This is a genomic window from Rhodococcus sp. DT1, assembly GCF_049844875.1.
Classification (GTDB): domain Bacteria; phylum Actinomycetota; class Actinomycetes; order Mycobacteriales; family Mycobacteriaceae; genus Rhodococcus.
Map to the genome: position 1 here is coordinate 1 of NZ_JBNCLW010000002.1, position 24,204 is coordinate 24,204.

Genomic DNA, 24,204 nt, shown 5'->3' on the forward strand with positions numbered 1-24,204 from the left:
TTGGCGCCGGTGTTGGGGGGTGTGGGTGAGCCGGAGTCGGGTGATGCGTCTACGGACAACCTGATCCGCATATACCGTCGTATGGCGAAGGAGGTGTGACCGTGCCCGCGCTGAAGTTGCTCAAGTTGCCGCCGCCCGTCGCGGAGTCGTGGGATTGGCAGATGCATGCCGAGTGCCGCGACGTGGACGGCTCGCTGTTCTTCCACCCCGACAACGAGCGCGGTGCCGCGCGGGAGAACCGCCTCGTCGCTGCGAAGACGGTGTGCGGGCAATGTGCGGTGCGGGAAGAATGCCTGGAATACGCTCTGGAATCCGGCGAACGCCACGGTATCTGGGGTGGGCTTTCGGAAGACGAACGCACCCGGGTGCGACGCGGGCACAGGCGCACCCCCCGCTCCTAGCGCGAGCGTGTGCCTCCGGCTCGCCGGGACGGCGGTGGCTCGTCACACCTCCGATCCGCCGAAAACGGAGAATCTTCCGGTGGCACCGGGTATATCTCGTGCAATGCCGACCGAAACACCAGTGTGGCTGGTGCTCGACCTCGTCGGGACATTTGCGTTCGCACTCAACGGTGCGTTGACGGCCGTGCGGGCCGAGAAACTCGACATCGTCGGGATCGTCACGCTCGGCATGTTCACCGGTCTGGGCGGCGGGACGGTCCGCGACGTGCTTCTCGGGGCCCTGCCCCCGGCAACTTTCCTCGACTGGCGATATCTCGCCCTCGCTGCTTCCGGCGGTCTCGTCGCCTTCGCCCTCGGCCACAGACTCGATCGGCTCAACGCGACGATCACCGTGTTCGATGCGATCGGATTGAGTGTGTTCGCAGTGCTGGGCGCATACAAGGCCCTGGACTTGGGTTTCGGGGTGACACAGGCCGTTCTCGTCGGTGCCGTGACCGCGGTGGGTGGCGGGACCATCCGTGACGTCATGATCGGTCGTGTGCCTACCGTCCTGCGGAGTGAGCTCTACGCAATTCCTGCCCTCATCGGAGCCGGAATATTCACGGCTGCACACAGTTTCGGGTATCAGGGCACCCTAGTCGCGTTCGGCGCGGCGGCGGTGTGCTTCGTGATCCGCATGATCGGCGTGCGTTTCGACCTTCACGCGCCGTACCCACCCGGCCGGCACGGCGCAGGGTGAGTACGGCGCGGAGTGAGTACGGCGCAGGGTGAGTACGGCGCGGGGTTCGTCAGTCCTTGTCGAGGAACAGGTCCCACTGCGGGTTGTCGCCGCCGCCGTAGCCGGACAGATCGGTCACACCCGATTCGGTGAGTACATCCGCGTCGATGAAGCAGCGACCCGTGGCGTCCTTCGCAGAGCGCGACAGGATCGCCACCGCGGCGTCGGCCATGATCTCCGGGCTGCGCGAGGACGACAGGAGCGCGTCACCGTCCGGCATGTGCGCGACCGCCGACGTCGCGATGAACGTCTCGGGCCAGAGGCAGTTCGCCGCTATGCCGGCCTCGGCGAACTCGGCTGCGAAACCCAACGTCAGCAGGGACATTCCGTACTTCGACAGGGTGTAGGCGGGGTGCACTCCGAGCCAGTAGGGGTTCATGTTCAGCGGCGGGGAGATGGTGAGCACGTGGGCGTTGGGCGAGTTCCGCAGGTGCGGCAGCGCCGCCTTCGTGAGGAGGAAGGTGCCGCGGCAGTTGATTTCCTGCATGAGGTCGTACTTCTTGGCCGAGAGCTGTTCGGTCGGTTCCGTGGCGATCGCGCTCGCGTTGTTGACGCAGAAGTCGATACCGCCGAAACGCTCCACCGCGGCATCGACTGCCTGCTGGACGTCGCTTTCCTTGCGCACATCGCCGACGACGGCGACGGCTTTGCCGCCGGCCGCCTCGATCTCGGCGACAGCGGTGTGGACCGTGCCCTTCAGCCGGGGGTGGGGCTCGGCGGTCTTGGCGAGCAGGACCACGTTCGCACCCTGCCGGGCCGCTGCGGTGGCGATAGCGAGGCCGATCCCGCGGCTGGCGCCGGAGATGACCATGGTGCGGTCGGTGAGTGCGTTCTGGCTCGTCATCGTTCTCCCAGGTCGTATCAGTGAAACCGTTCCGTTCTCAGCGATGATATTGGCATTCTCTTTTTCTGCAAGTAATGTATCCAGCGTGAACGACTTCACCGAAACCTCGTCGGGTATCCCGCTCGAGCCGGTCTACGGGCCGGACGACCGGGGTACCGAGCCGCCTGCGCCGGGCAAATTCCCCTTCACCCGCGGCAACTTCGCCACCGGCTATCGGGGCCGGTTGTGGACGTTCCGCCAGTACTCCGGATTCGGAACCGCCGAGGAGTCCAACCGGCGGTACCGCTACCTCCTCGAGCAGGGCGGCACGGGCCTGTCGGTCGCGCTCGATCTCCCTACTCAGTGCGGTTACGACTCCGACGATCCGGAGGTCGGTGAGGAGGTGGGTCGCGTCGGCGTCGCCGTCGACACCCTCGCCGACGCCGAGATCCTGTTCGAGGACATTCCGCTCGACAAGATCAGCACGAGCTTCACCATCAACGGAACCGCCGCCATCCTGCTGGCCTTCTACGTCGCCGCCGCCGAGCGCAAGGGGGTGCCGCGCGAGAAACTCACCGGCACCATCCAGAACGACATCCTCAAGGAGTACGCGTCCCGCGGCACGTGGATCTGGCCTCCGGAACCGTCGTTGCGGCTCATCGCCGACACCATCGAATTCTGTGCAGCCGAGGTACCGCGCTTCAACGCGATCTCGGTGGCAGGTGCGCACTTCCGTGACGCCGGCGCCAACGCGGTCCAGGAGATGGCGTTCACTCTCGCCGACGGTGTCACCTACTGCGACACCGTTCTCGCGCGCGGGCGGATGACCATCGAGCAGTTCGCTCCGCAGATCTCGTTCTTCTTCTACACCCACGGTGACTTCTTCGAGGAGATCGCCAAGTACCGTGCCGGGCGCCGGCGGTGGGCGACCATCGTCCGCGAGCGTTACGGTGCGACCACCGACAAGGCGTCGATGTTCCGCTTCGGGTGCGTGGCCGGTGGTGCCTCGCTCTACGCGCCGCAGGCTCAGAACAACCTGGTGCGGGTCGCCTACGAATCCATGGCGTCCGTGCTCGGCGGTGTGCAGTCGATGTTCACCGCTGCGTGGGACGAACCGTTTGCCCTCCCCAGCGAAGAATCGGCGACCCTCGCGCTGCGCACGCAGCAGATCCTCGCGTACGAGACCGGCGTGACCCGTGTCGCCGACCCCCTCGGCGGTTCGTACTTCGTCGAGGCGCTCACCGATGCCACCGAAGAACGCATCATCGAGATCATGGCCGACCTCGAAGCACACGGCGGCATGGTCCGTGCGATCGAAGACGGTTACCTGCAGGGTCTGATCGCCGACGAGGCATACAAGACCCACAAGGAGATCGAAGGCGGTGAGCGCCCCGTGGTCGGCGTCAACAAGTTCGTCTCCGACGAGCCCGCGCCGGAGATCTCCACGTACGAGCTCGACGCGCTGGGACGCGAGATGCAACTCGAGCGCCTGGCGAAAGTGAAGGCGGAACGCGATCCCGAGGCCGTGCGCACCACCCTCGCCGAATTGTCCCGCGCTGCGGAAGGAACCGAGAATTTGATGCACCGCCTGATCGACTGCGCCAACGCGTATTGCACCGTCGGAGAAATGGTGTCCGCGCTCAAGAACGTCTGGGGCGAGTTCCAGCAGCCGGTGGTGTTCTGATGAGCGCCCGCATCCTCGTTGCCAAGCCCGGTCTCGACGGGCACGATCGCGGCGCCAAGATCGTCGCCCGTGCCCTCCGCGACGCCGGATTCGAAGTGATCTACACCGGCATCCGTCAGAAGGTCGAGGACATCGTCTCCATCGCGGTGCAGGAAGACGTCGCGGTGGTGGGTCTCAGCATTCTCTCGGGGGCGCACGTCGCACTCACGACCAAGGTCGTCGAACAACTCCGTGCGGCCGACGCCGGCGATATCGCCGTGATCGTCGGCGGCACGATTCCGCAGAGCGATGTGCCCAAGCTTCTCGCCGCGGGCGCAGCAGCCGTGTGTCCCACCAGTACTCCGCTGGATGTCCTCGTCGACGAGGTCCGGAAACTGACGGGCACGGCTGCGCCGCTGTGACGACGCGCGGCACCCACACAATCGAGTTCGGGAAGTTGGAGGAATCGTGCGTATCGGAGTGATGGTCGGCCCGGAGCAGGGTGATACCGCCCGCAAGGTCGACCGCATGCTGAAAGACGTCGAATGGGCGGAAGCCGCAGGATTCGACACGGTGTGGGTTCCGCAGATCCCTACGGACTTCGACGCCCTCACTGCGGTTGCGCTGATGGGCACGAGGACCAGCCGCATCGAGATCGGCACGGCGGTCGTACCGCTCCAGGCGCAGCACCCCATCGCACTCGCCCGGCAATCGCTGTCGACGCACGCCGCTCTGAACGGGCGGCTCGCGCTGGGTGTCGGTCCGTCGCACCACTGGATCGTGGAGGACATGCTGGGGCTCTCCTACGACAAGCCCGCCAAGTACACCCGCGATTACCTCGAGGTTCTCAACGCGGCACAGCGCGGGCCGGGTTCGGTGGACGTGGAGAACGACACGTTCACCGTGCACAACCCGCTCGACATCGCCCCGGTCGCACCGATGCCGATCCTGGTGGCCGCGCTCGGGCCGGTCATGCTCCGGATCGCGGGCGAGCACACGGACGGAACGATCCTGTGGATGGCCGACGAGCGCGCGATCGGTGAGCACATCGTGCCGCGCATCACCAAGGCGGCGGCGGAGGCCGGGCGCCCGGATCCGCGGATCGTGGCGGGTGTTCCGGTGTGCCTCTGCGCGCCGGACGAGGAGGGGGTCGCTCGGGAGCGAGCCAACCGGATCCTTGCCGAGGCCGAGATCTCGCCCAACTACCAGCGACTGCTCGAGCAGGGTGAGGCCAAGGATATCGGCTCCATGGCGATCGTCGGTGACGAAGAAGCGATCCTCGCCGGGTTCCGTCGTTACCGCGACGCCGGCGTGACCGACCTGTCCATGCGCCTGCTGCCCATCGGCAACACCCGCGACGAACTGGTCGCATCGAAGTACAAGACCCGCGAAGTCGTTGCCGAGCTGGCGAAGGAACTGAGGTGACGGCGGGTCCACTCGCGGGAATTCGTATTCTCGAGGTCGGCCACATCCTCGCGGGCCCGTACGCCACGATGATGCTGGCCGATCTCGGCGCCGAGGTCACGAAGATCGAGCCGCCGACCGGGGATCTCTCCCGGCAGGTCAGCGACGCGTACTTTGCGAGTCTCAACCGCGGGAAACGCAGTATCTGCCTCGACCTTTCGACCGAGGAGGGCCAGCAGCGGCTCGGTGAGCTGGCGTCCGTCTCCCATGCGTTGCTCGTCAATCTCAAGCCCTCGGCGATCCGGAAGTTCGGACTGACATACGAGTCGTTGCGCACCCGAAACGACAAGATCGTGTGTGTCGCACTCACCGGGTACGGCCTCCACAACGGCGACGATCCGGCGTTCGACTACGTCATCCAGGCTGTCACGGGCGTCGCCGCCCTGACCGGTGACCCTGACGGGCCGCCCACGCTTCCGGGTTATTCGGCGGCGGACAACTCCACCGGCCTGACCGCCGCCCTGGGCCTGCTCGCGCAGATCGTGTCCGGTCGCGGTGGGCAACTGGACGTCTCGTTGCACGACGTGATGCTGTCGCAGCTCAACTACCGTGCCTCGGCGTATCTGAACGAGGGCACCGCGCCGCGACGCATGCCCCACGGTGCCCACTCGTACTATGTTCCCGCGCAGCTGTTCCCGACCGCCGACGGAACTCTCGCGCTGTTCATCACGCACGACGGTTTCTGGCGGACGTTTGCCGCCGAAGCGGGCATCGACGGTTTCGGCACGATGGCCGAACGCGCCGCGCGCCGCGACGAGGTGCTCGAGGTCGTCACGGCTGTGCTGGCCGGCGACAGCGCATCGGGATGGGAACGCCGGTTACGGCCGCTCGGGGTTCCGGCCGCAGCGGTGCGATCGCTGCCGGATGCGCTCGAGGCAACTCCGGACGCGGTGATCACCGCCGGCGATTTCCGCCTCGTGGGCAGTCCGATCCGCATCGAGGGATACGAACCGCGGTACGGCGCACCGCCGCGTCTCGGCGAGCACAACGACGACGTGCCCGCTCCCTCACTCTGATCCTCTGCTCGCAACAGTGATCTGCTCGGGAATCTCCCGAGCAGATCACTGTCCGTCGTGCAGGTTCCGGTGAACCTCTACTCGTACCGCACCCGGATGTCGTTGCTGTCGGGCACTGCCTGGCACGTGAGGACGTAGCCGTCGGCGATCTCGTCGTCGCTGAGTGCGTCGTTCACGCGCATCGTCGCACTGCCGTCGACGATCTTGGCGATGCAGGTCGCGCAGTTCCCTGCCTCGCACGAGAACGGCGGTGCCAGCCCGGCCCGCCGGGCGCTCTCGAGCAGGGTCTCGCCCGGATGCCGCGGGACGGACACCCGCTGGCTCCCGAGACGGATCGAGACGGTGCCCTCGATCGGCGGAGCAGGTGCTGCGGCGGGCACGGGCGCGTCCGTAGCCGGGAGGTCCGCGGCCGGGAGGTCCGCGGCCGGGACATCGGGGCGGATGGGTTCCGCGGCACTTCCGAAGCGTTCGCTGTACACGTTGCCCGGGCCCGTCAGCGCACCTTCGATCATGTCCATGAAGGGTTCCGGCCCGCACAGGTAACTGTCGGCCGCGGTGTCGGGTCCGACGAAGGCCGCGACGGAGGCGTGATCGAGCAGTCCGCTCTCGTCGTCGTAGTGCCGGACGACGTCGAACCGGCCCGGATACCGGGCGACCAGGTCGGCGGTGACCGTCTCGAAGATGGCGGAGGCACGATCGCGGTCGGCGATGAGCAGGCGGACCCGGCGGTCGGTGGAGGCGAGGGCACTCTTGGCCAGCGACAGAATCGGAGTGATGCCGCTGCCGCCCGCGAATCCGAGCACCGGGCCCTCGGCCGGGCGGAGCAGGAAAGTGCCAGCCGGGCGGGTTATTTCGACTTCGTCGCCCTCTGCCACATGATCGTGGAGCCAGTTCGAGACCGCGCCTCCGGGTACCCGCTTGACGGTGGTCATCAGTTCGGTGTCGGTCTCGGGAGCACTCGACATCGAGTACGACCGGTACAGGTCGGTTCCGTCGACCGTCACCTTGAAGGTGCAGAACTGCCCGGACTTGTAGGTGAAGGGTCCGTCGTGCGGAGCGAGCACGTAGGTGCGCGCGTCGTCGGTCTCCTTCACGATCCGGGTCACGGTCGCGCGCTGAAACAATGGTGGTCTCGCCATGGACCGTCTCCTCCTGGTATGAATATTCTACTAAGTGGAGAGTACTATTCTCACACGCGAGAGTGAAACCTCTCGGGACGATTCCCATACGCGAGAGAGCGCCATGACAGAGCCCGCCGTGCTGGCATTCGAAGATCGCGAGTACACACTCGCCGATCTCGACGCATGCGCCGACGGTCTCGCACTGCGTCTCCGCGACCAGGGCGTCGGTACGGGCGACCGGGTCGCACTGATGTCGTCGAACCGTCCCGAGTTCCTGATCGCGGTCAAGGCGATCTGGCGCCTCGGCGCCGTCGTCGTCCTCCTGAGCCCGTCCTGGAAGCGGACCGAGGTCGAGCACGCCTTCGCCGTCACCGGCCCGGTGGCGGCGGTAGGGGACGCGGCCGTCCTCGCCGAAGCCGCAGCGGACCGCGACGTACCCCTTCCGATGGTGCACCTCGACGATCCCGTCCCGGAGCGGCGGGAAACCGCCCGCGGCGGATCGGGCTTTCCCTCGGGTGCGGATCGGGATGCGGACGCGGTGCTCGTGTTCAGTTCGGGAACCACGGGCCTGCCCAAAGCCGTCCGGCACACACACGCGTCCTTCGGCGCCGCATTGGTGCACTGGCGCGACGCTCTCGCATTGACGCCGGCAGACCGGATCCAGATCGCCACGCCGCCGTCGCACATCCTCGGCCTCCTCAACATCGCCACGGTGCTCGAAGCCGGTGCCTGGATGCGACTCCACAGGCGGTTCGACCTCGAGACCGTCTTGCGTCACATCGAGCGGGACAAGATCACCGTGGAGATGGCCGTCGCTCCCATCGCCATGGCCATCGCCTCGTATCCCGACCTCGAGTCGCTGGACCTGTCCTCGCTCCGCTACATCATGTGGGGGGCGACCCCGGTCACCGAGAGTGTTGCCGCGACGATCACGCGCCGCACCGGTGTGCCATGGGTCCCGGCCTACGGTGCGAGCGAAGTACCCGTCATCGCGTGCAACCCGGTGAGCGGAGCCCGTCTCGACAGCGTCGGCCGCGCCGCCCCCGGTGTGGAGTTGCGAGTCGTGTCGCTCGGCACGGGCCAACAGGTCGCGCCGGGTGAACGCGGCGAGATCCAGGTGAAATCCCCGTCGCTCATGGCCGGTTATCTTCCGGACGAGGCGACCGTCGACGCCTTCGACGACGGGTGGTACCGAACGGGCGATGTCGGGTCCGTCGACGAAGACGGCTGGGTCCGTATCACCGACCGATCCAAGGAAATGATCAAGGTCAAAGGCTTCCAGGTCGCTCCCGCCGAAGTCGAAGCGGTACTGCACGGCCACCCGGACGTAGCCGACTGCGCGGTGTTCGGAGTCGCCGACGAGACCGCGGGCGAGGCAGTGGTAGCGGCGGTGTCGGCCACCGCGACCGCGACGATCGATCCCGACGAGGTCATCGCCTATGTGGGCGAACGGCTCGCGTCCTACAAGCGACCCAGCCGCGTGATTCTCGTCCCCGAAATTCCCCGCTTGCCCTCCGGCAAGGTGTTGCGCCGACTACTCGAGGAGCGCCATGGACGTACGTCTGACGAATGAACAACAGCAGCTGAGAGACGCTGCCGCCAGGCTGGCCGACGAGCTGGGACCGGGATCGGTCCAGGACCTCGACGACGCGGCGCGCCGCGCGCGACTGGAGAAGACCGTCGACTCCACCGGCTGGCGCTCGCTGCGCTCCGACGGTGCGTCGGGAGTCGAGGTGGCGATCATCGCCGAGGAATTCGGCCGCGGCCTCGTCGACGTTCCCTTCCTCGGGCCCGTGCTCGCCGACGATCTGCGTCGTCACCTCAGTGAGGACCAGCAGACGTGGGCGATAGCGATCGGTGACGACGCGTTCGACGCACACGGCCTGAAGCAGGCCCTGGTGGTCCGCGGCACGACAGTGCTGTCTGCCGAGATCGGCGAGGCAGCACCCGGCGCCGACCTCACCCGCGGATTCGCCACCCTCACCGAGCCGTACACCCCGATCGGAGATCTGGACGCCGAGCCCATCGAGCGCGGATACGCGCTCGCGTTGGTGGCGACGTGTGCCGACCTCGTCGGCACGTCCCGCGGAGCGCAGACTGTCGCGATCGAGTACGCCAAGATTCGCGAGCAGTACGGCAAGGCGATCGGCTCGTATCAGGCCGTGGCGCACCTGCTCGCCGAGAGCCAAGCGCTGATCGAAGGATCGATCAGCGTGCTGCGTCACGCGGCGTGGGCGGTCGACGAGCTTGCTCCGGCCGACGCGGTCCGCGCAGCGCGCATCGCGAAGATCTACTGCGCGCGAGCGGCACGCACGGTGTGCGAAACCGCCGTCCAGGTGCACGGCGGCATCGGCAACACCTGGGAGTGCATCGAGCACGTCTATCTGCGGCGGGCGCTGACGTCCACCGAACTGTTCCCCGTGAGCCTGGAGGAGATCGACCTTGGACTTTCGTGACTCGCCGGACGAAGCAGCCTTCCGCGAACGCCTGCGCACGTGGCTCGCTCAGGTAGCCGGCACGTTCCCCACCTCGGGCGACGAGTACTGGGCTCGCCAGGGTGACTGGCACCAGGCACTGTACGGCGCCGGATTCTTCGGTTTGTCCTGGCCGAAAAAGCATGGCGGACAAGACCTGCCGCCCGTATACGATGTGATCCTCGACGAGGAACTCGCCATCGCGGGTGCGCCGCCGCGACCCAGCCTGGGTTACCTCGTCGTGGGGCTCGGCCACCACGCCGGTGAAGAACTGTGCGATCGGTTCCTGCCGGGGATGATCAACGGGACCGAGCGGTGGTGCCAGGGCTTCAGCGAACCCGGTGCCGGCTCCGACCTGGCGTCGCTCACGACCACCGCCACGCGAGACGGCGACGAATACGTCCTGCACGGGCACAAGGTCTGGACGAGTTATTCCGATGTGGCGGACTGGTGCCTGCTGCTCGCGCGCACCGATCCGACGGCGCCTCGGCACAAGGGGATTTCGGCGTTCATCGTCGACATGCACCAGGACGGGATCGAGCAGCGGCCCCTGAAGATGATCAGTGGCGTCACCAAGGAATTCGGGCAGGTGCTGTTCGACGGCGCCCGGGTTCCTGCGGACCGGATGGTCGGTGCGCCCGGCGAAGGCTGGCGTGTGGCGATGACGGTCGTCGGTCACGAGCGGGAACCGTCCACGCTCGGATTCGCGGCGCGCTACGGCAAGATCGTCCGCCAGCTCGCCGCCCGTGTCGAGGGCAGGCCGCCCGAAGACCTGGCCTGGGCCGCTGTGCAATCGGAGATGTTGCGACTGCACGTGCGACGCCGGTTGTCCGAACAGCTCGACGGCGTCTCGCACGGGTCGGAGGGCTCGCTCGACAAGCTGCTCATGACGTGGGTCGACCAGTCGGTCGGGCACGCGGCCTTGTCCGTGGCCGGTACCCGCGATCCCGAGCTGCTGGGGTCGTACATGTACAGCCGGGCACAGAGTGTCATGGGCGGCACCTCGCAGATCCAGAAGAACATCATCGCTTCACGCATCCTCGGATTGGGGGTCTGACATGTACGACATGCCCGACGAAATCGACGTCAGGGCCGATGGTTCCCTGCGGATCATCACCCTCAACCGGCCCGACGACCTCAACGCCGTCAACGATCCCCTGCACGAGGGACTGGCCCGGTTGTGGCCGCGCCTGAGCGCCGACCGCGACGCGCGTGCTGCGGTGATCACCGGTGCCGGCCGGGCATTCTCCGCCGGTGGCGACTTCACCTACCTCGCCGAACTGGCGAAAGACGCGGACCTGCGGGCGAAGACGATCGCCGACGGCCGGGAGATCGTGCTCGGAATGGCACGGTGCCGCATTCCCGTGATCGCGGCGGTCAACGGTCCGGCCGTGGGTCTGGGCTGCAGTCTGGTCGCGCTCAGCGACATGGTCTACATGGGCGAGAAGTCGTACCTGGCGGACCCCCACGTCCAGGTCGGTTTGGTCGCCGCCGACGGTGGCCCCCTGACGTGGCCGCTCCAGATCAGCTTGCTGCAGGCCAAGGAGTTCGCGTTCAGTGGCCAGCGGATTCCTGCCGAACGTGCCTGCCAGCTGGGCCTGGCGAACCACGTCGTCGCCGACCCGCTGAGCGAGGCGCTCGCGTGCGCCAAGCGCATTTCGGAGCAGCCACAAAAGGCTATCGAGGCCACCAAGAGACTGCTCAACATTCATCTCGAGCGGGCTGTGCTGGCGACACTCGACTACGCGATGAGTGCCGAGGAGATGACGTTCCAGAGCGCGGACTTCCAGTCCAACATCGCAAAGCTGACTGCCGCAAAGTCCTGATTAGCGGGCATCGAGGCGGGCACCGGGCACCGAGCACCCGGTGCCCGTCTCGATGCGTCTATTATCGCCGGACCCGGAACGACAAGGAGATCAACAATGCCGGTTGCCGACCGAGGTGATTCTTGATCGATCGCCTGCGTTCGCTACCTGGATTCCATCCCGATCTGCGGTGGATCGCGCTGCTTGCACCCCGCCGGACGGTCACTCCGAGGTCGCTGCCGGTGCTGCGCACGCTCACTCGCGCGATCCGTGGCAAAGATCCGGATGTCTATGTGCTCGAACCCGGTGTCGCCGTCCGCTGGTTCCGTCCGTCGACCGCTCGGGGTGACGAACCAGGGCCCGCCCTGCTCTGGATCCACGGCGGTGGGTACGTGTTCGGGCGCGCCGCACAGGACGACGCACTCTGCCGGCGGTTCGCGGAAGAACTCGGAATCACGGTGGCCTCGGTCGAGTACCGGCTTGCACCGGAACATTCGTATCCGGTCCCGGTCGAGGACTGCAGCCGGATCTACGAGTGGCTGACCCGGCGTCCGGAAGTGGATGCCTCGCGGATTGCGATCGGCGGTGCGAGCGCCGGCGGGGGACTTGCTGCCGCGCTCGCGTTCCGCGCTCGTGACCGGGAGATCCCACCGCCGGTTTTCCAGTTGCTGGTGTACCCGATGCTCGACGATCGCACCGGTGCCGGACCGCGGCACACCCGTTTGTGGGACGAGAGGTCGAATCGGTTCGGGTGGGAAAGCTACCTCGGCGCTGCCGACCGGAGCGAAGCGGTGCCGGCGCGACGTGACGACCTCGGCGATCTTCCTCCAGCGTGGATCGGTGTGGGTTCACACGATCTGTTCTTCGCGGAGAATCGCGAGTACGCCGACCGGTTGGCATCGGCGGGAGTGCCGTGCGGATTCCACATCGTCGAGGGCGCATTCCACGGTTTCGATCTCGTAGCGTCGAGAAAGCGTGTGGCGCAGGGCTTCTTCGACGAGCAGTGTGCCGTGCTCGCCGACGCCTTGGGGGTGCGGCGCTCCCGGGGTGACCTCGGGGAGTGCTGAGCCCGAAAGTAAAGCACAGCCGCGAAGCGCGAAGGGCGAGGACGCTGTCGCGTCCCCGCCCGTGGCACAGGGGTTTTCGTCGCCCCCGCAGTTCGTGATGCGCTATACGCGCGGCTTGGAGTATTCCGATTGCAGCGCGAGGATGCGCATCTTCGGAATCGGGCCGTAGCTCAGCGAGTCGGACATGTTCAGCTGCTTCGCCGCCGCGGCCGCATGCACATTGTCCTTGGCGGCCTGTGGGTCACCGTCGAGTTCGTAGATGGTGACCGACGGTCCCCCGTCGGGGTCGGCCGGTGCCAGGCGGATAGCGCCGACGAATCCGTCGAGTGCTACAACCTCGGGGATATGGACCTCGTCGTACCACCGATTGAATTCCTCGAGACGCTCGGGGTGAGAGGGATGTGATTCGACGAGCAGGTAGTTCTTCATGCGTTCACTTTCTACGACAAGTATTGAAGGACAGCAGCATCAGACTCGTACGACCCAGCCGCCGTCGATGTTGAGGGTGTGGCCGGTCACCCAGTCGCTGCCGGACGAGACCAGATACAGGAGCCCGGGAATCAGCTCCTCCGGTTCGCCGAAGGGGAACGGGATGGCGTGCTTGACCATCTCCTTGAGCTCGGGCGGCGAGGCGATCGACCCGGCCTCGGTGTTGACCATTCCCGGTGCGATCGCGTTCACGCGGATACCGAACGGCGCCAGTTCGCGTGCCAGCGACACGGTCATGCTCACCAGGCCCAGTTTGGTGATGCCGTAGGCCTGGGCGGCCATGAAGGCGCCGCTCGACGACTGGTTCACGATCTTGCCGTAGCCGCGTTCCTTCATATAGGGAACTACGGCGCGGCTGCAGAGCAGGGGACCGGTGAGGTTGACGGCGAGCGTGCGGTTCCAGAGGTCTATGTCCATGGTGGTGAGAGAGCCCTCGCCGACCACTTCGGCCATCAGTCCGGCATTGTTCACCAGGATGTCGACGGACCCGAAGTGCGCGGCCGCCGTGGCCGCCATCTCACCGGTGCTCGTTTCGTCCCGGACGTCGACGGCGACGGCGAGTGCGCGATGTCCCGCGGCCGTCAGTTCGTCGGCAGCCGCTGTGGCGGACTCGATGTTGACGTCGGCAAGCACCACGGCTGCGCCGGCTTCGGCGAGTCCCCGGGAGTAGGCCCGCCCGATGCCGCCTCCGGCGCCGGTGACGATGGCAACCTTGCCATCGAGCTGCGGAGTATCTGTCATGTCGTGTTTCCTTTTCGGTCGGCGGTCGCCGCTTACGACTGGGCGAGTTCGTAGCGGCGGCGGTACTCGGTCTTGGAGGTTTCGCTGATGTCGACGTCCGTGGCCCGGGCGCGCAGAGCACCGACCGTCGCCTGCTCACGAGGGATGTGGGCGAACGGATCCCACTCGAAGAACCGCGCGGCATTTCCGAACGTGATCTTGTCGATCTCCTCGTCGGTGCAGCGTGCTCGATCCAGCTCGGCTTTCAGGATTTCCGGTGAGTTCGGCCAGGTCGAATCCGAGTGCGGGTAGTCGCACTCCCACGCGATGGTGTCGATGCCCAGGTGTGCGCGATTGTTCAGGCCGCTCGGCTCGGTGATGTAGCACGCCAGGAAGTTCTTGCGCCACACGTCCGTCGGGGTCGTGCCCGTGGGAAGGAAGCTCGCTCCCGTCCAGGACTGGTTGACGATGTGCCGCTCGAGACGGTCGAGCCACGGAGCCACCCAGCCCACACCGCCCTCGCTCATGGCGACCTTGAGATCCGGGAACTTCCGGAACGCTCCGCTGAGCATGATGTCGGTGGCGGCGATGGTCGAGATCAGCGGTGTCAGCATCAGCATGTCGTCGATGTTGAAGCCTTCGGGGCGCTTGACGAGGTTGATTCCCCCGCCGATGTGCAGGCTGAGCACGATGTTGTGGTCGACGCAGGCCTTGAAGATCGGGTCCCAGTAGCCGGACTTGAAGTCGGGAAACCCTTCGCCGACGCCGTACGGGGTTTCCGGGATGCTGATCGAGCGGCATCCCATCGCGGCGAGCCGCGCGATCTCCTCGACGGATTCGTCGACGTCGAAGAACGGGATGATGCCGAGCGGGATGAATCGTCCCGGGTGGGCGTTGGGGACCTCACCGACGACCCAGTCGTTGAACGCCTTACAGGCGGCGAGGGACAGTTTCTTGTCGGGAAGGCTCGCCAGGTGGGTGCCGGCGAAGCCGGGGAAGGTGGCGAACAGTGTGGCGGCGAGGGTGCCGTTGGCATCCATGTCACGCACGCGCATGTCCATGTCGTAGACGCCGGGGCGCATTTCGGCGTATCCGGTGGGGTCCATGCCCCACTCGCTCTTGGGCCAGGAGACCACGGCGTTGAGGCCGGAGCTGCCGACCACCGTGTCCTGGAACAGCCAGGCTTGCACGTTGGGGTTGCGTGGGTGGGCGGTCAGGCGCGGTGCCTGATCCATGAGGCTCTTGGGGAAATGCTTTTCGAAGATGTCAGCCGGTTCCACGACGTGGTCGTCGATGCTGATCATCACCATATCGTCGATATTCATCGATTCCTCTTCCGTGACCGGCCCGCGTGTGACTACAGAGGCGAACCGGCGACGCGTCGACGTTGCTACTTGTTGGCCGTCACGGGCGCGGCGAGTTCCTGTTCGTCGACCACCCGCTGGAGTTCGGCGAGGGTCTCCTCCAGGCCGGGACCGAGCCGGGTGCCGGGCGTGAAGGTGGCGGGGAGCTTGCGCATGCCCTGGATGACTCCGATGGAGTCGTAATGGACGGTGCCTTCCGGGTCGCACCGGAAGTCCGGCATGCGGTCGAGCACCGCGACCAGCATCCGCTTGAACATGATGCGAGCCAGGTTGGACCCGATACAGCGGTGCACGCCCAGCCCGAAACTGAAGTGCCGGTTGCCGGTACGTTCGAGATCGATGCTGTGCGGGTCGTCGAACAGCTCCGGATCGCGATTCGCCATCGCCCACGAGAGCCAGACCCGTTCGCCCTCTTTGAACTGCACACCGCCGAGATCGACGTCGGCGGAGAAAGTGCGGCCGTCGCCGGCGGAGGGGCAGAAGAAACGCAGGAACTCTTCGGTCGCCGAGTCGAGCAGCCTCTCGCGCTCGGTGCTGAGGATTTCACGCTGATCAGGATTCTGGGACAGCCATTCGAGTGCGTGGGACGTCAACGCGGTGGTGGTGTCGAACCCCCCGCCGATAAGCAGGCTGAGAACACCGAGAAGTTCGAGATCGTCCGGCTTTTCACCGTTGACGGTGGCGCGGGCGACCGCGTCGACCATGCCGGGGCGAGGGTTCTCCCGGATTTCGTGAAGGTTCGCGAGAAGGTCCAGTCCCATGTTGCGGTGCAGCTCTGCCACGCGGGGGACGTCGGGCGAATCGGGTGGGGTGTACATGGCTGCGTGGACAGGTTCGCAGTAGACCTGCCACTTGGCGACGGGAATCCCCAGCATCGCGAGGGTGATCACCGCGGGGACGATGTTCACGAGGTCGTCGATGAAGTCGATCTCACCGGACTCGATCTTCTCGTCGAGGCAGGCCCGGATCACGTCGTCGATCGGTGCGATCCACTTCTTGATCGCGGCGGGGGACAGGTAGGGATTGAGCACCGCGCGAAACTCGCGGTGCTCGGGATCGTCCATTTCGAGGATGCCGCCCCGGACTCCGGACGCCCTGGCCGCAGAGGGGATCATGATCCCCTTGTAACCGCGCCGGACCCCCTTGACGTCGTGATCGTTGGAGATGTCCGCAGAACGGGTGAGCGCGAATACTTCGTCGCTGCCGGCGGCGACCCAGTGGCCACCGTGGGTGTCGGACCACGCCACCGGGCACTTGGAGTGCATTTCGTCGGTGATGCTCAGAAAGTTGTCGCGGTAATCCGGTGCGTGCCGGTCGAACTGGAAAACAGGTGTCCGGTGACTGGAGTCGGTGACGGCGTCGTCGACACTCATGGCCTAGCCCTCTCGTCGTGCGGTGATCGCGATACGGATGGGACGTCAGAGAATGGTGATCGCCTGTTCGGGGCAACTGCGGGCGGCTTCCCTCGCGGTCTCCTCGCGGTCGGCGGAGACTTCGGCGTCCACGGCGGTGGCGTGTCCGTCGATGTCGCTCAACTCGAACAGTTCCGGCGCAGCCATGGCACACAGCGTGTGTCCCTGACAACGATGTGCGTCCACTTCCACCTTCATGAACAACCTCGATTCTGTGTGAAACAAATTGATGCACAGCATGGTTCGGCACCGGATGTCACGACCCCGGTGGTACAGGGCGCGGTCCGGTTCGGGGGGAGGTGTCCTCGGCGCGCGGACAGCCTCCAACTCTCCAATTCCAGAATGGGCTTCCGGATTGCGAGAACCATAGTCTCTCTAAGGTTCGACGGCAAGGATCCGGGGGCATCTCGTGTCACTACCGGGAGGAGAAGAGCCCGACCCCTGGAGGGGCGCACCACCCACACGACGACGAAGGTCCCGGTCATCCTGTGGATGACCGGGACCTCTGTGGTGGTGGATCGGTGGTGCTACGGAGTCGGCACCGGTGGCCGGACCGCTGTCGTTGCGAGAGTTACCGGCGTTGCGGGATCAGCACTTCGGACTGGGAAATCGTGCCCGAGATACCCGTCGAGTCCTGCGCTGCCAGAAGGACTGCGGCAGCGCCCATCGTCTCGGGTGGCTCCACCATTTCCGGCGGGATCGTCCGTCCGCCGCCGCCGGCTGTCCATCCTTCGGTGAGGACGACGCGCGACGGTGCCAGGCAGTTGACCGCGATATTGTCTGCCTTCAGGTCGGCCGCGAGGCCGGTGTAGAGGCGTTCGACACCTGCCTTCGACACCCAGTATGCGTTGGCGCCGCGGTCGATCATGGTGACGCCATTCGTGGTCACCGCGATCATGGATCCTCCCCCGCGGGCGCGCAGGTGCGGGATCGCCGCCTTCGTCACCGTGAACACGCCCGTGAGGTTGACGTCCAGGCACAATTGCCACCGCTTCGCGGGCGTCGATTCGATCGGCCCCATCCACAGCACGCCGGCGTTGGCGACGAGGATGTCGAGCCCGCCGAATGTCTCGACGGTCGCGGTGATCGCCTCGTCGACCGACTGTTCGTCGGTGACATCGCACGGAACGGGAATCGCACGTCCGCCGGCGTGTGTGATCCGTTCGGCGACCGAGTGGATCGTGCCCGGGAGCTTGCCTTCTCGTTCGGACCGTGCGGCAACCGCGACCGTGGCGCCTGCGTCGGCGAGTGCCACGGCGATCGCCGCGCCGATCCCCCGGCTCGCGCCGGCGACGAATGCGACCTTCCCGTCGAGCCGGCTCACTTCGGCGGGAACCTCAGGGCGCCGTCGAGGCGGATGACCTCACCGTTGAGGTAGTCGTTCTCGACGATCGAGGCGACCAGCGTCGCGTATTCGTTCGGACGTCCCATGCGCTTGGGGTGCGGCACCTGCGGGCCCCAGTACGCCTCGAGCTGATCGCCCGCCTTGCCGTACGCCGGAGTGAGGATGGTTCCGGGCGCGATGGTGTTCACCCGGATCCCCAGCGGAGAAAGGTCACGCGCGGCGACGAGGGTCATGCCGATGACCCCGCCCTTGGCTGCTGCGTAGGGAAGCTGGCCGATCTGGCCTTCGTATCCGGCGATCGACGCGGTGTTGATGATGACGCCGCGGCTGCCTTCCTCGTCGAACGGATCCTGCTGGGCGATCGCAGCGGCGGCGAGACGCATGACGTTGAAGGTCGAGGTCAGGTACGACTGGATCGTCTTCGTGAAGGCCTCGAGCGGCATCGCGCTGCCGTCCTTGCCGACGAGACGGCCACCGCCGGCGGGTCCGCCGTGGCAGTCCACCGAGATGCGGAGCGGTGCCAGCGACTGGGCCTCTGCGATTGCGGCCGAGACCGAATCCTCGTCACCGGCATCGGTGCTGACGTAACGAACTCCCAGTTCCTGCTCGAGTTCTTTGCCTTTTTCGTCGTTGACGTCGGCGATGACGACCTTGGCGCCGGCTGCGTGGAGACGACGAACGGTGGCCTGACCGAGCCCACCCGTACCGCCGACGACGATCGCGGAGCTACCTTCTACCTGCATCTCGATTTCCCTTCTTGCAACTGCGGCTCTGCACCTGTGAGAATAATGTTCTCATGAACCTAAGCATGATTCTAGAAATGGCCGCAAGCAACGGCGATCGGGCGGTGGCGACCGTCGGCGATCGCACGCTGACGGCCGCGCGCCTCGACACTCTGGCACGCCGCGCTGCCGTCGGCTTCCGGAATCATCCGGCGGTCCTGTATTCGGGAGCGAACCATCTCGCGTACCCCGTCGCCCTCTTCGGCGCGGCTCTGGCCGGTGTGCCGTTCGTCCCCCTCAACTATCGGCTCGGGGAGCAGCAACTCACCGCACTGAAGGATCGGCACCCGGGGGCACTCGTCCTCGACGAGGCCGACCTGGACGCGCTCACCGACGATGCGCTCGGCGAGGTCGACACGTCCGACCTGGAAGGTCAGTGGGACGGTGACGCGGTCGCGGCCATCATCTACACGAGTGGCACGACTTCGGATCCGAAGCCCGCAATCCTGCGGCACCGCCATCTGCTGGCATACGTTCTCAACACGATGGAGTTCGCCTCGGCCGCCGAGACCGACGCGTCGCTCGTGTCGGTCCCGCCGTACCACATCGCGGGACTGACCAACCTCCTGTCGAACTTCTACACAGGACGCAGGGTGGTCTATCTCGCCGCATTCGACCCCAAGGTGTGGCTCGACACCGTCCGTCGCGAGAAGGTCACCCACGCCATGCTCGTGCCGACCATGCTCGCGCGCATCGTCGCCGAACTCGGCGACGACGAGGCGGCCACGCCCTCGCTCGCCAGCCTTGCCTACGGCGGGTCCCGGACGCCGCGTCCGGTCCTCGAACATGCGTTGCGGGTGTTCCCGCACACGGGATTCGTCAATGCCTACGGGCTCACCGAGACCGCGTCGTCGATCGCCGTGCTCGGCCCCGACGACCACCGGGTGGCCTTCGCTTCCGACGATCCCGCAGTCCGCGAACGGCTCGGCTCCGTCGGACGTCCGCTGCCCGGCATCGAGATCGAGATCCGCACCGAAGACGGAGAGCCGGTGGAACCGGGTCACAGCGGCCTGATCTACGTTCGCGGGGAACAGATCTCCGGCGAATACGGCAACCGGAGCGTCCTCGACGGCGAGGGCTGGTTCTCCACCCGCGACCTCGGGCACCTCGACAGCGACGGCTACCTCTTCGTGGAGGGCCGGTCCGACGACACCATCATCCGGGGCGGCGAGAACATCGCCCCCGCCGAGATCGAGGACGTGCTGCTCGCTCATCCCGGGGTCACCGAAGCTGCCGTCATCGGTGTCTCCGACGCGGAATGGGGTCAGCGCCTCGTCGCCGTACTCGTCGGCTCCGCGGACCCCGAAGAAGTCCGCCAATGGGTCAAGGACCGGCTGCGCTCGTCCAAGACACCGGACACGATTGTGTTCCGCGACGAGCTTCCGAAGACCGAAACAGGAAAACTTTTGCGCCGCAACCTACTCGCCGAACTGGAGAACACCCATGCCTGAAGCCGTCATAGTCTCTGCACTGCGTACCCCGATCGGTACCGCCATGAAGGGCACTCTTCGTGACACCACCGCATTCGAGCTCGCCCATCACGTGGTGTCGGCCACCGCGGAGGACCTCGACAAGAGCCTCATCGACGACGTGATCCTCGGTGAAGGCCTGTACGGCGGCGGCGTGATCGCGCGTCATGCAGCGCTTACCTCCGGGCTCGTCTCCGTACCCGGTTTGTCCCACAACCGGCACTGCGCGGCGGGCCTCGCCGCGGTGCAGACCGCCGCGGCAGGGATTCGTGCCGGCATGGACCAGCTCGTGATCGCCGGAGGCGTGAACTCCGCCTCCACCTCTCCGCGGTCGATGGTCCGGCAGGGTGACGAGTGGGTGCCGTGGATGTCGCCCACCCACCCCGACCAGCCCGACGCGCCCAACCGCGACATGTCCATCACCGTCGGCTGGAATGCCGCGGTCAAGGCAGGCGTGACCCGGGAAGAGATGGACGCCTGGGCGTTCCGGTCCCATCAGATGGCACTGCGGGCGATCGACGAGGGACGGTTCAAGGAAGAGATCGTTCCCATCGAGACGCCGCACGGCCTGTTCTCCGTCGACGAGCATCCCCGCCGCGACACCAGCCTCGAGAAGCTCGCCTCGCTGAAGGTGCTGCACCCCGAGATCGAGGGCTTCGGCATCACCGCGGGCAACTCCAGTGGCGGTAACGACGCCGCGGCGGCACTCGCCATCGCCAGCAGCGACCTCGGCCTGCCGGCGCTCGGCACCGTGCGCGCTTGGGCCTCGGTCGGTGTCGATCCGGCCATCACCGGTCTCGCACCCGTCGAAGCGATCCCGAAGGCGCTCGCCCGCGCCGGACTGTCCATCGCCGACGTCGACCTCTTCGAGATCAACGAAGCATTCGCCGCGCAGTGCGTCGCATGCATCAAGCTGCTCGACCTGGACCCCGAGAAGGTCAACACGAGCGGCAGCGGTTGCTCGCTCGGCCATCCCGTCGCGGCAACCGGTGCCCGGATGCTGGTCACGCTCGTCCACGAGTTGCGCCGTCGCGGCGGCGGCATCGGTGTCGCGGCGATGTGTGCGGGCGGAGGTATGGGCTCGGCCACCGTCATCGAGGTGCCTGCGCCTTGAGTGGTTCCGGCACAGCGAACATCGCCGATCTGCTCACTGCGGCGCGCGGAGGATCTCCGCGCGCCGCAGGGCGGCTGCTGAGTCTGGTCGAGAGCCCGCGTCGCAACGAGGTGCTCGAGGCTCTGGGGCCGGCCACCACTCGGGTGGTCGGTGTCACCGGCCCACCCGGGGCAGGCAAGTCCACCACTGTCGGTGCGATGGTCGCCGGGTACCGGGCGCGCGGGCTGCGGGTCGCGGTCCTGGCGGTGGACCCGTCGTCGCCGTACAGCGGCGGCGCCCTTCTCGGTGACCGCATCAGGATGGCCGAGCACGTCCACGACCGTGACGTGCTCATCCGTTCCGTGGCCTCGCGTGGGCATCTCGGTGGGCTCGCGGCTGCGGTGCCGGCTGCGATCCGCCTGCTCGCCGCCTTGGCCTACGACGTGATCGTGCTCGAGACAGTGGGCGTCGGCCAATCGGAGATCGAGATCGCCTCGGTCGCCGATCCCACGGTGGTGATACTCAATCCCGGTGGTGGAGACACCGTTCAGGCCGCGAAGGCAGGATTGCTCGAAGTCGCCGACCTTCTCGTGGTCAACAAGGCCGATCGGGAAGGCGCGGATCAGACCGTCCGGGATCTCCGGACCGAGGCGAAGGTACCGATCCTCAAGCTGGTCGCCTCCACCGGAGCAGGGATCCCGGAGTTGCTCGACGCCATCGAGGCGCACCAGCGCGCCGACACCCCGGAACGACGGAGTGCGCGCGCCCGGGCCCAGATCCTCTCGCTTGCCCACACACTGCTCCGCACACATCCGGGGCTCGGGGACCTGGCGGATTCGGTCGCGGACGGCAGCAGTGACGCGTACGCGGCCGCCGAACAGTTGATCTTCGGCGCCGGTGCCGTCTCCCGTGGACCGGTCAGCTGAACTCGGGAACGATCAGGGGCAAGTCGACGGTGGTCCGGATGCCGGGCGCCGCCGCACACACCGCGGGAATCGCGTTCACCGCGCGGTTGGCCGTGTACGACGGCGACACCTCGCTCATCCGCTCGAGCGGGACCGGGAACCGCATCTCGATGTCGAGGGGGGCGTCGCCGTCGACGGAGATGTGCCACCCGGTGGAATGAAGATCCCAGTCCGCATCGAGATCGTCGGTGCAGTACCAGGTGGGGCGGAACCGCATGAGTTCTCGGCCGTCCTTCATGCCCGACACGGTGATTCTCTGGGCGGCGACGGTCCCCGCTTCGATCGTTCCTGCCGCGATGGTCACCGAGTGCCGGGCGACCGCCACCTCGCCGGACGCTTCGACCGAGTCGAGAGAAACTCCGAGTGCGTCGGCCAGTGCGGAGAGGGACGGACCGAAGTTGGACTGTACGTGGGCGAGGCGGGCGTCCGCGAAGTCTCCGGCCGGACCACCGAAACCCATGACTTCGAACAGGATTCCGGGCGAATTACGTTGTGACAGGTCGGCGTACTCGTCGATGGCCAGGTGCTCGAGACGGCGCTGAATGGACGCGAGGACGAGCGGTACGGCTTCGGTGATGAAACCCGGACTGCTCCCGGTGCTGTGGATCGATGTGCCGCCGAGCGTGCACGCTTCCTCGACGGCAGCACGCAGCGCCGGATCCATGGTCCTCGGATGATGGAACTCCCCACGTGTGGTGACGACGTGCGTTCCCGACGCGAGGATCCGGCAGACTTCGTCGAGATCGAATCTCAACGGCATGTACAGGACGCAATCGGCACCCAGGGCCAGGATGTCGTCGATCTTCCTGGTGGCACGCACGCCCACCGGGTCGCGTCCGCACAACTCCCCGGCGTCACGTCCGGCCTTGTCGTCGCTGTGGACGTACACGCCCGCGAGGGTGAGCGCCGGATGATCGATCACCGCCCGGAGGGCACGTGTGCCGATGTTTCCGGTTGCCCATTGAACCACCCGCAGGGGACGGGTGTTCTCCCCGTCCGGAGCGACTGCGGTGCCGATCGGCCCGGACACGGGAGACTCTTCCACTTCACACCTCGGTATCTACGGGTACCACGCGAAAAGGGTTGTTCTGCAACGAGACCTATACGGGGAGGCGAACGAGCGCTTCCTGCGCGTACGAGGCGACCAGGGAGCCGCCTTCGGTGAGGACATCCCCACGGCCGAAGCAACGGCCGTGGGTCAGCACGGGACTGTGCTGGCGCAGCAACAGCCATTCGTCGCTGCGGAAGGGGCGGTGGAACCAGAGATTGTGCGACGTGACCGCCGACGTGAACTTCGTTCCGTTGCCGGTGTGGTCGAAACCGTCGATCCCGAGCAGCGCGGTGCCGATGAGATTGAGGTCGGTCGCGTACGCGGCGAGCGCCGGCGCATAGACGGAGTCGACTTCGGGTGTGCGCATCCACATTTCGAACTCCGGGGCCGAGACTCCGGGATCCGCGAGATCCGTGGTCGTACGTGTTTCCCACGGGATCAGCGAGAATTCGGTACGGGTGTCGGCCGGCAAGACTCCGGGCACCGCATCGGTGGTCTGGAGGTCGGGACCGTCTTCGTGTGCGTGCATGGACACCGACGCGGTCGCGAGAACGCCACGCGATTGCCGTGCGACCGCTGTCAGGGTCGCGAACGAACGACCCTCGTGCTGCCGGGTGACGTCGTACCGCACGGGTTCGTCCGCGCGTCCCTCACGGGCGAACACCGCGTGCAGCGACTTGATGCTCTTCTCGGGGCAGGAGAGTTGCGCGGCGCGCACGAACTGTCCGAGGAGTTGCCCTCCGAACAACCGGTGATACTCCAGTTGCAGGTTGGCTCCGTCGAAGAGCGTGACGTCGTCTCGGGCTTCGTCCGAGGGGCACGCGCGTAGGTCGAGGCAGTTGAGGAGATCGTTCCAGAGCTCGGGCACACGCCGAGTGTAAGCGAATTGACCGAGTTTGAGA

25 protein-coding genes are annotated in these 24,204 nt (G+C 66.5%); 14 read left to right on the forward strand and 11 right to left on the reverse strand.

What is annotated here, in order from left to right; all coding sequences use genetic code 11:
- Positions 1-101 precede the first annotated feature (101 nt).
- Together ACLQ3J_RS04290 and ACLQ3J_RS04295 are read left to right on the forward strand one after the other, a co-directional pair.
- A complete protein-coding gene (locus ACLQ3J_RS04290; RefSeq protein WP_169622180.1) occupies positions 102-401 on the forward strand; it encodes a WhiB family transcriptional regulator in 300 nt (99 codons plus the stop codon).
- A gap of 103 nt (positions 402-504) precedes the next feature.
- Entirely contained in the window at positions 505-1,140 is a 636-nt protein-coding gene (locus ACLQ3J_RS04295) for a trimeric intracellular cation channel family protein (RefSeq protein WP_169651562.1), read from the forward strand.
- A gap of 49 nt (positions 1,141-1,189) precedes the next feature.
- Here ACLQ3J_RS04295 and ACLQ3J_RS04300 read toward each other — a convergent pair whose 3' ends face one another.
- Entirely contained in the window at positions 1,190-2,023 is an 834-nt protein-coding gene (locus tag ACLQ3J_RS04300) for an SDR family oxidoreductase (protein WP_169621985.1), read from the reverse strand.
- A 43-nt stretch (positions 2,024-2,066) separates the two neighbouring features.
- Here ACLQ3J_RS04300 and ACLQ3J_RS04305 point away from each other — a divergent pair, with 43 nt between their 5' ends.
- The 4 genes from ACLQ3J_RS04305 to ACLQ3J_RS04320 are packed head-to-tail and all read left to right on the forward strand — an operon-like array spanning position 2,067 to position 6,145.
- Entirely contained in the window at positions 2,067-3,686 is a 1,620-nt protein-coding gene (locus tag ACLQ3J_RS04305; protein WP_169621986.1) for a methylmalonyl-CoA mutase family protein, read from the forward strand.
- Complete coding sequence (locus ACLQ3J_RS04310; RefSeq protein WP_169621987.1) at positions 3,686-4,087, forward strand: cobalamin B12-binding domain-containing protein; 402 nt, start codon at positions 3,686-3,688, stop codon at positions 4,085-4,087. Before ACLQ3J_RS04305 ends, ACLQ3J_RS04310 begins: the two co-directional genes overlap by 1 nt.
- 46 nt (positions 4,088-4,133) lie before the next feature.
- Complete coding sequence (locus ACLQ3J_RS04315; protein WP_425902294.1) at positions 4,134-5,090, forward strand: LLM class F420-dependent oxidoreductase; 957 nt, start codon at positions 4,134-4,136, stop codon at positions 5,088-5,090.
- Positions 5,087-6,145 (forward strand): CaiB/BaiF CoA transferase family protein, encoded by a 1,059-nt coding sequence (locus ACLQ3J_RS04320; protein ID WP_425902295.1) that lies wholly within the window; start codon positions 5,087-5,089, stop codon positions 6,143-6,145. Before ACLQ3J_RS04315 ends, ACLQ3J_RS04320 begins: the two co-directional genes overlap by 4 nt.
- Positions 6,146-6,222: 77 nt before the next feature.
- On the opposite strand, the gene ACLQ3J_RS04325 is transcribed toward ACLQ3J_RS04320, so the two are convergent.
- Entirely contained in the window at positions 6,223-7,284 is a 1,062-nt protein-coding gene (locus ACLQ3J_RS04325) for a 2Fe-2S iron-sulfur cluster-binding protein (RefSeq protein WP_425902296.1), read from the reverse strand.
- A gap of 103 nt (positions 7,285-7,387) precedes the next feature.
- On the opposite strand from ACLQ3J_RS04325, the gene ACLQ3J_RS04330 reads away from it, so the two are divergent.
- The 5 genes from ACLQ3J_RS04330 (at position 7,388) to ACLQ3J_RS04350 (ending at position 12,612) form a co-directional block, all read left to right on the forward strand.
- Positions 7,388-8,839 carry a class I adenylate-forming enzyme family protein gene (locus ACLQ3J_RS04330; protein ID WP_425902297.1) on the forward strand — a complete coding sequence of 484 codons (1,452 nt, stop codon included), beginning with the start codon at positions 7,388-7,390 and terminating at the stop codon, positions 8,837-8,839.
- Positions 8,817-9,722 carry an acyl-CoA dehydrogenase family protein gene (locus ACLQ3J_RS04335; protein WP_296550686.1) on the forward strand — a complete coding sequence of 302 codons (906 nt, stop codon included), beginning with the start codon at positions 8,817-8,819 and terminating at the stop codon, positions 9,720-9,722. The genes ACLQ3J_RS04330 and ACLQ3J_RS04335 overlap by 23 nt, the downstream gene beginning before the upstream one ends.
- Positions 9,709-10,797, forward strand: a complete 1,089-nt coding sequence (locus tag ACLQ3J_RS04340; RefSeq protein ID WP_425902299.1) for an acyl-CoA dehydrogenase family protein — start codon at positions 9,709-9,711, stop codon at positions 10,795-10,797. The genes ACLQ3J_RS04335 and ACLQ3J_RS04340 overlap by 14 nt, the downstream gene beginning before the upstream one ends.
- Before the next feature lies 1 nt (position 10,798).
- Positions 10,799-11,566 carry an enoyl-CoA hydratase/isomerase family protein gene (locus ACLQ3J_RS04345; protein ID WP_296550687.1) on the forward strand — a complete coding sequence of 256 codons (768 nt, stop codon included), beginning with the start codon at positions 10,799-10,801 and terminating at the stop codon, positions 11,564-11,566.
- Positions 11,567-11,688: 122 nt separating this feature from the next.
- Positions 11,689-12,612 carry an alpha/beta hydrolase gene (locus ACLQ3J_RS04350; RefSeq protein ID WP_425902301.1) on the forward strand — a complete coding sequence of 308 codons (924 nt, stop codon included), beginning with the start codon at positions 11,689-11,691 and terminating at the stop codon, positions 12,610-12,612.
- Positions 12,613-12,714: 102 nt separating this feature from the next.
- On the opposite strand, the gene ACLQ3J_RS04355 is transcribed toward ACLQ3J_RS04350, so the two are convergent.
- The 7 genes from ACLQ3J_RS04355 to ACLQ3J_RS04385 form a co-directional block, all read right to left on the reverse strand.
- Positions 12,715-13,041 carry a DUF4286 family protein gene (locus ACLQ3J_RS04355; RefSeq protein ID WP_169621996.1) on the reverse strand — a complete coding sequence of 109 codons (327 nt, stop codon included), beginning with the start codon at positions 13,039-13,041 and terminating at the stop codon, positions 12,715-12,717.
- 39 nt (positions 13,042-13,080) lie between these two features.
- On the reverse strand, positions 13,081-13,842 hold the full coding sequence (locus ACLQ3J_RS04360) for an SDR family oxidoreductase (RefSeq protein ID WP_296550689.1): 762 nt from the start codon (positions 13,840-13,842) through the stop codon (positions 13,081-13,083).
- Between the two features lie 32 nt (positions 13,843-13,874).
- On the reverse strand, positions 13,875-15,146 hold the full coding sequence (locus ACLQ3J_RS04365; protein ID WP_425902304.1) for an amidohydrolase family protein: 1,272 nt from the start codon (positions 15,144-15,146) through the stop codon (positions 13,875-13,877).
- A 65-nt stretch (positions 15,147-15,211) separates the two neighbouring features.
- Complete coding sequence (locus ACLQ3J_RS04370) at positions 15,212-16,558, reverse strand: cytochrome P450 (RefSeq protein WP_296550691.1); 1,347 nt, start codon at positions 16,556-16,558, stop codon at positions 15,212-15,214.
- Positions 16,559-16,603: 45 nt separating this feature from the next.
- Positions 16,604-16,795: a ferredoxin gene (locus ACLQ3J_RS04375; RefSeq protein ID WP_169622000.1), complete on the reverse strand. Its 192-nt coding sequence runs from the start codon at positions 16,793-16,795 to the stop codon at positions 16,604-16,606.
- A 373-nt stretch (positions 16,796-17,168) separates the two neighbouring features.
- Positions 17,169-17,921 carry an SDR family NAD(P)-dependent oxidoreductase gene (locus ACLQ3J_RS04380; protein WP_296550692.1) on the reverse strand — a complete coding sequence of 251 codons (753 nt, stop codon included), beginning with the start codon at positions 17,919-17,921 and terminating at the stop codon, positions 17,169-17,171.
- A complete protein-coding gene (locus ACLQ3J_RS04385; protein WP_169622002.1) occupies positions 17,918-18,685 on the reverse strand; it encodes an SDR family NAD(P)-dependent oxidoreductase in 768 nt (255 codons plus the stop codon). The genes ACLQ3J_RS04380 and ACLQ3J_RS04385 overlap by 4 nt, the downstream gene beginning before the upstream one ends.
- Before the next feature lie 53 nt (positions 18,686-18,738).
- Here ACLQ3J_RS04385 and ACLQ3J_RS04390 point away from each other — a divergent pair, with 53 nt between their 5' ends.
- The 3 genes from ACLQ3J_RS04390 to meaB are packed head-to-tail and all read left to right on the forward strand — an operon-like array spanning position 18,739 to position 22,212.
- Complete coding sequence (locus ACLQ3J_RS04390) at positions 18,739-20,175, forward strand: class I adenylate-forming enzyme family protein (protein WP_169622003.1); 1,437 nt, start codon at positions 18,739-18,741, stop codon at positions 20,173-20,175.
- Positions 20,168-21,307 carry a thiolase family protein gene (locus ACLQ3J_RS04395; protein ID WP_169622004.1) on the forward strand — a complete coding sequence of 380 codons (1,140 nt, stop codon included), beginning with the start codon at positions 20,168-20,170 and terminating at the stop codon, positions 21,305-21,307. The genes ACLQ3J_RS04390 and ACLQ3J_RS04395 overlap by 8 nt, the downstream gene beginning before the upstream one ends.
- Positions 21,304-22,212: a methylmalonyl Co-A mutase-associated GTPase MeaB gene (gene meaB / locus ACLQ3J_RS04400; RefSeq protein ID WP_206037175.1), complete on the forward strand. Its 909-nt coding sequence runs from the start codon at positions 21,304-21,306 to the stop codon at positions 22,210-22,212. Before ACLQ3J_RS04395 ends, meaB begins: the two co-directional genes overlap by 4 nt.
- On the opposite strand, the gene ACLQ3J_RS04405 is transcribed toward meaB, so the two are convergent.
- Entirely contained in the window at positions 22,205-23,296 is a 1,092-nt protein-coding gene (locus ACLQ3J_RS04405; protein WP_425902307.1) for a dihydrodipicolinate reductase, read from the reverse strand. The two genes, meaB and ACLQ3J_RS04405, sit on opposite strands and share 8 nt — an antisense overlap.
- A 55-nt stretch (positions 23,297-23,351) precedes the next feature.
- Complete coding sequence (locus ACLQ3J_RS04410) at positions 23,352-24,170, reverse strand: acyl-CoA thioesterase (RefSeq protein WP_169622005.1); 819 nt, start codon at positions 24,168-24,170, stop codon at positions 23,352-23,354.
- Between the last annotated feature and the right edge of the window lie 34 nt (positions 24,171-24,204).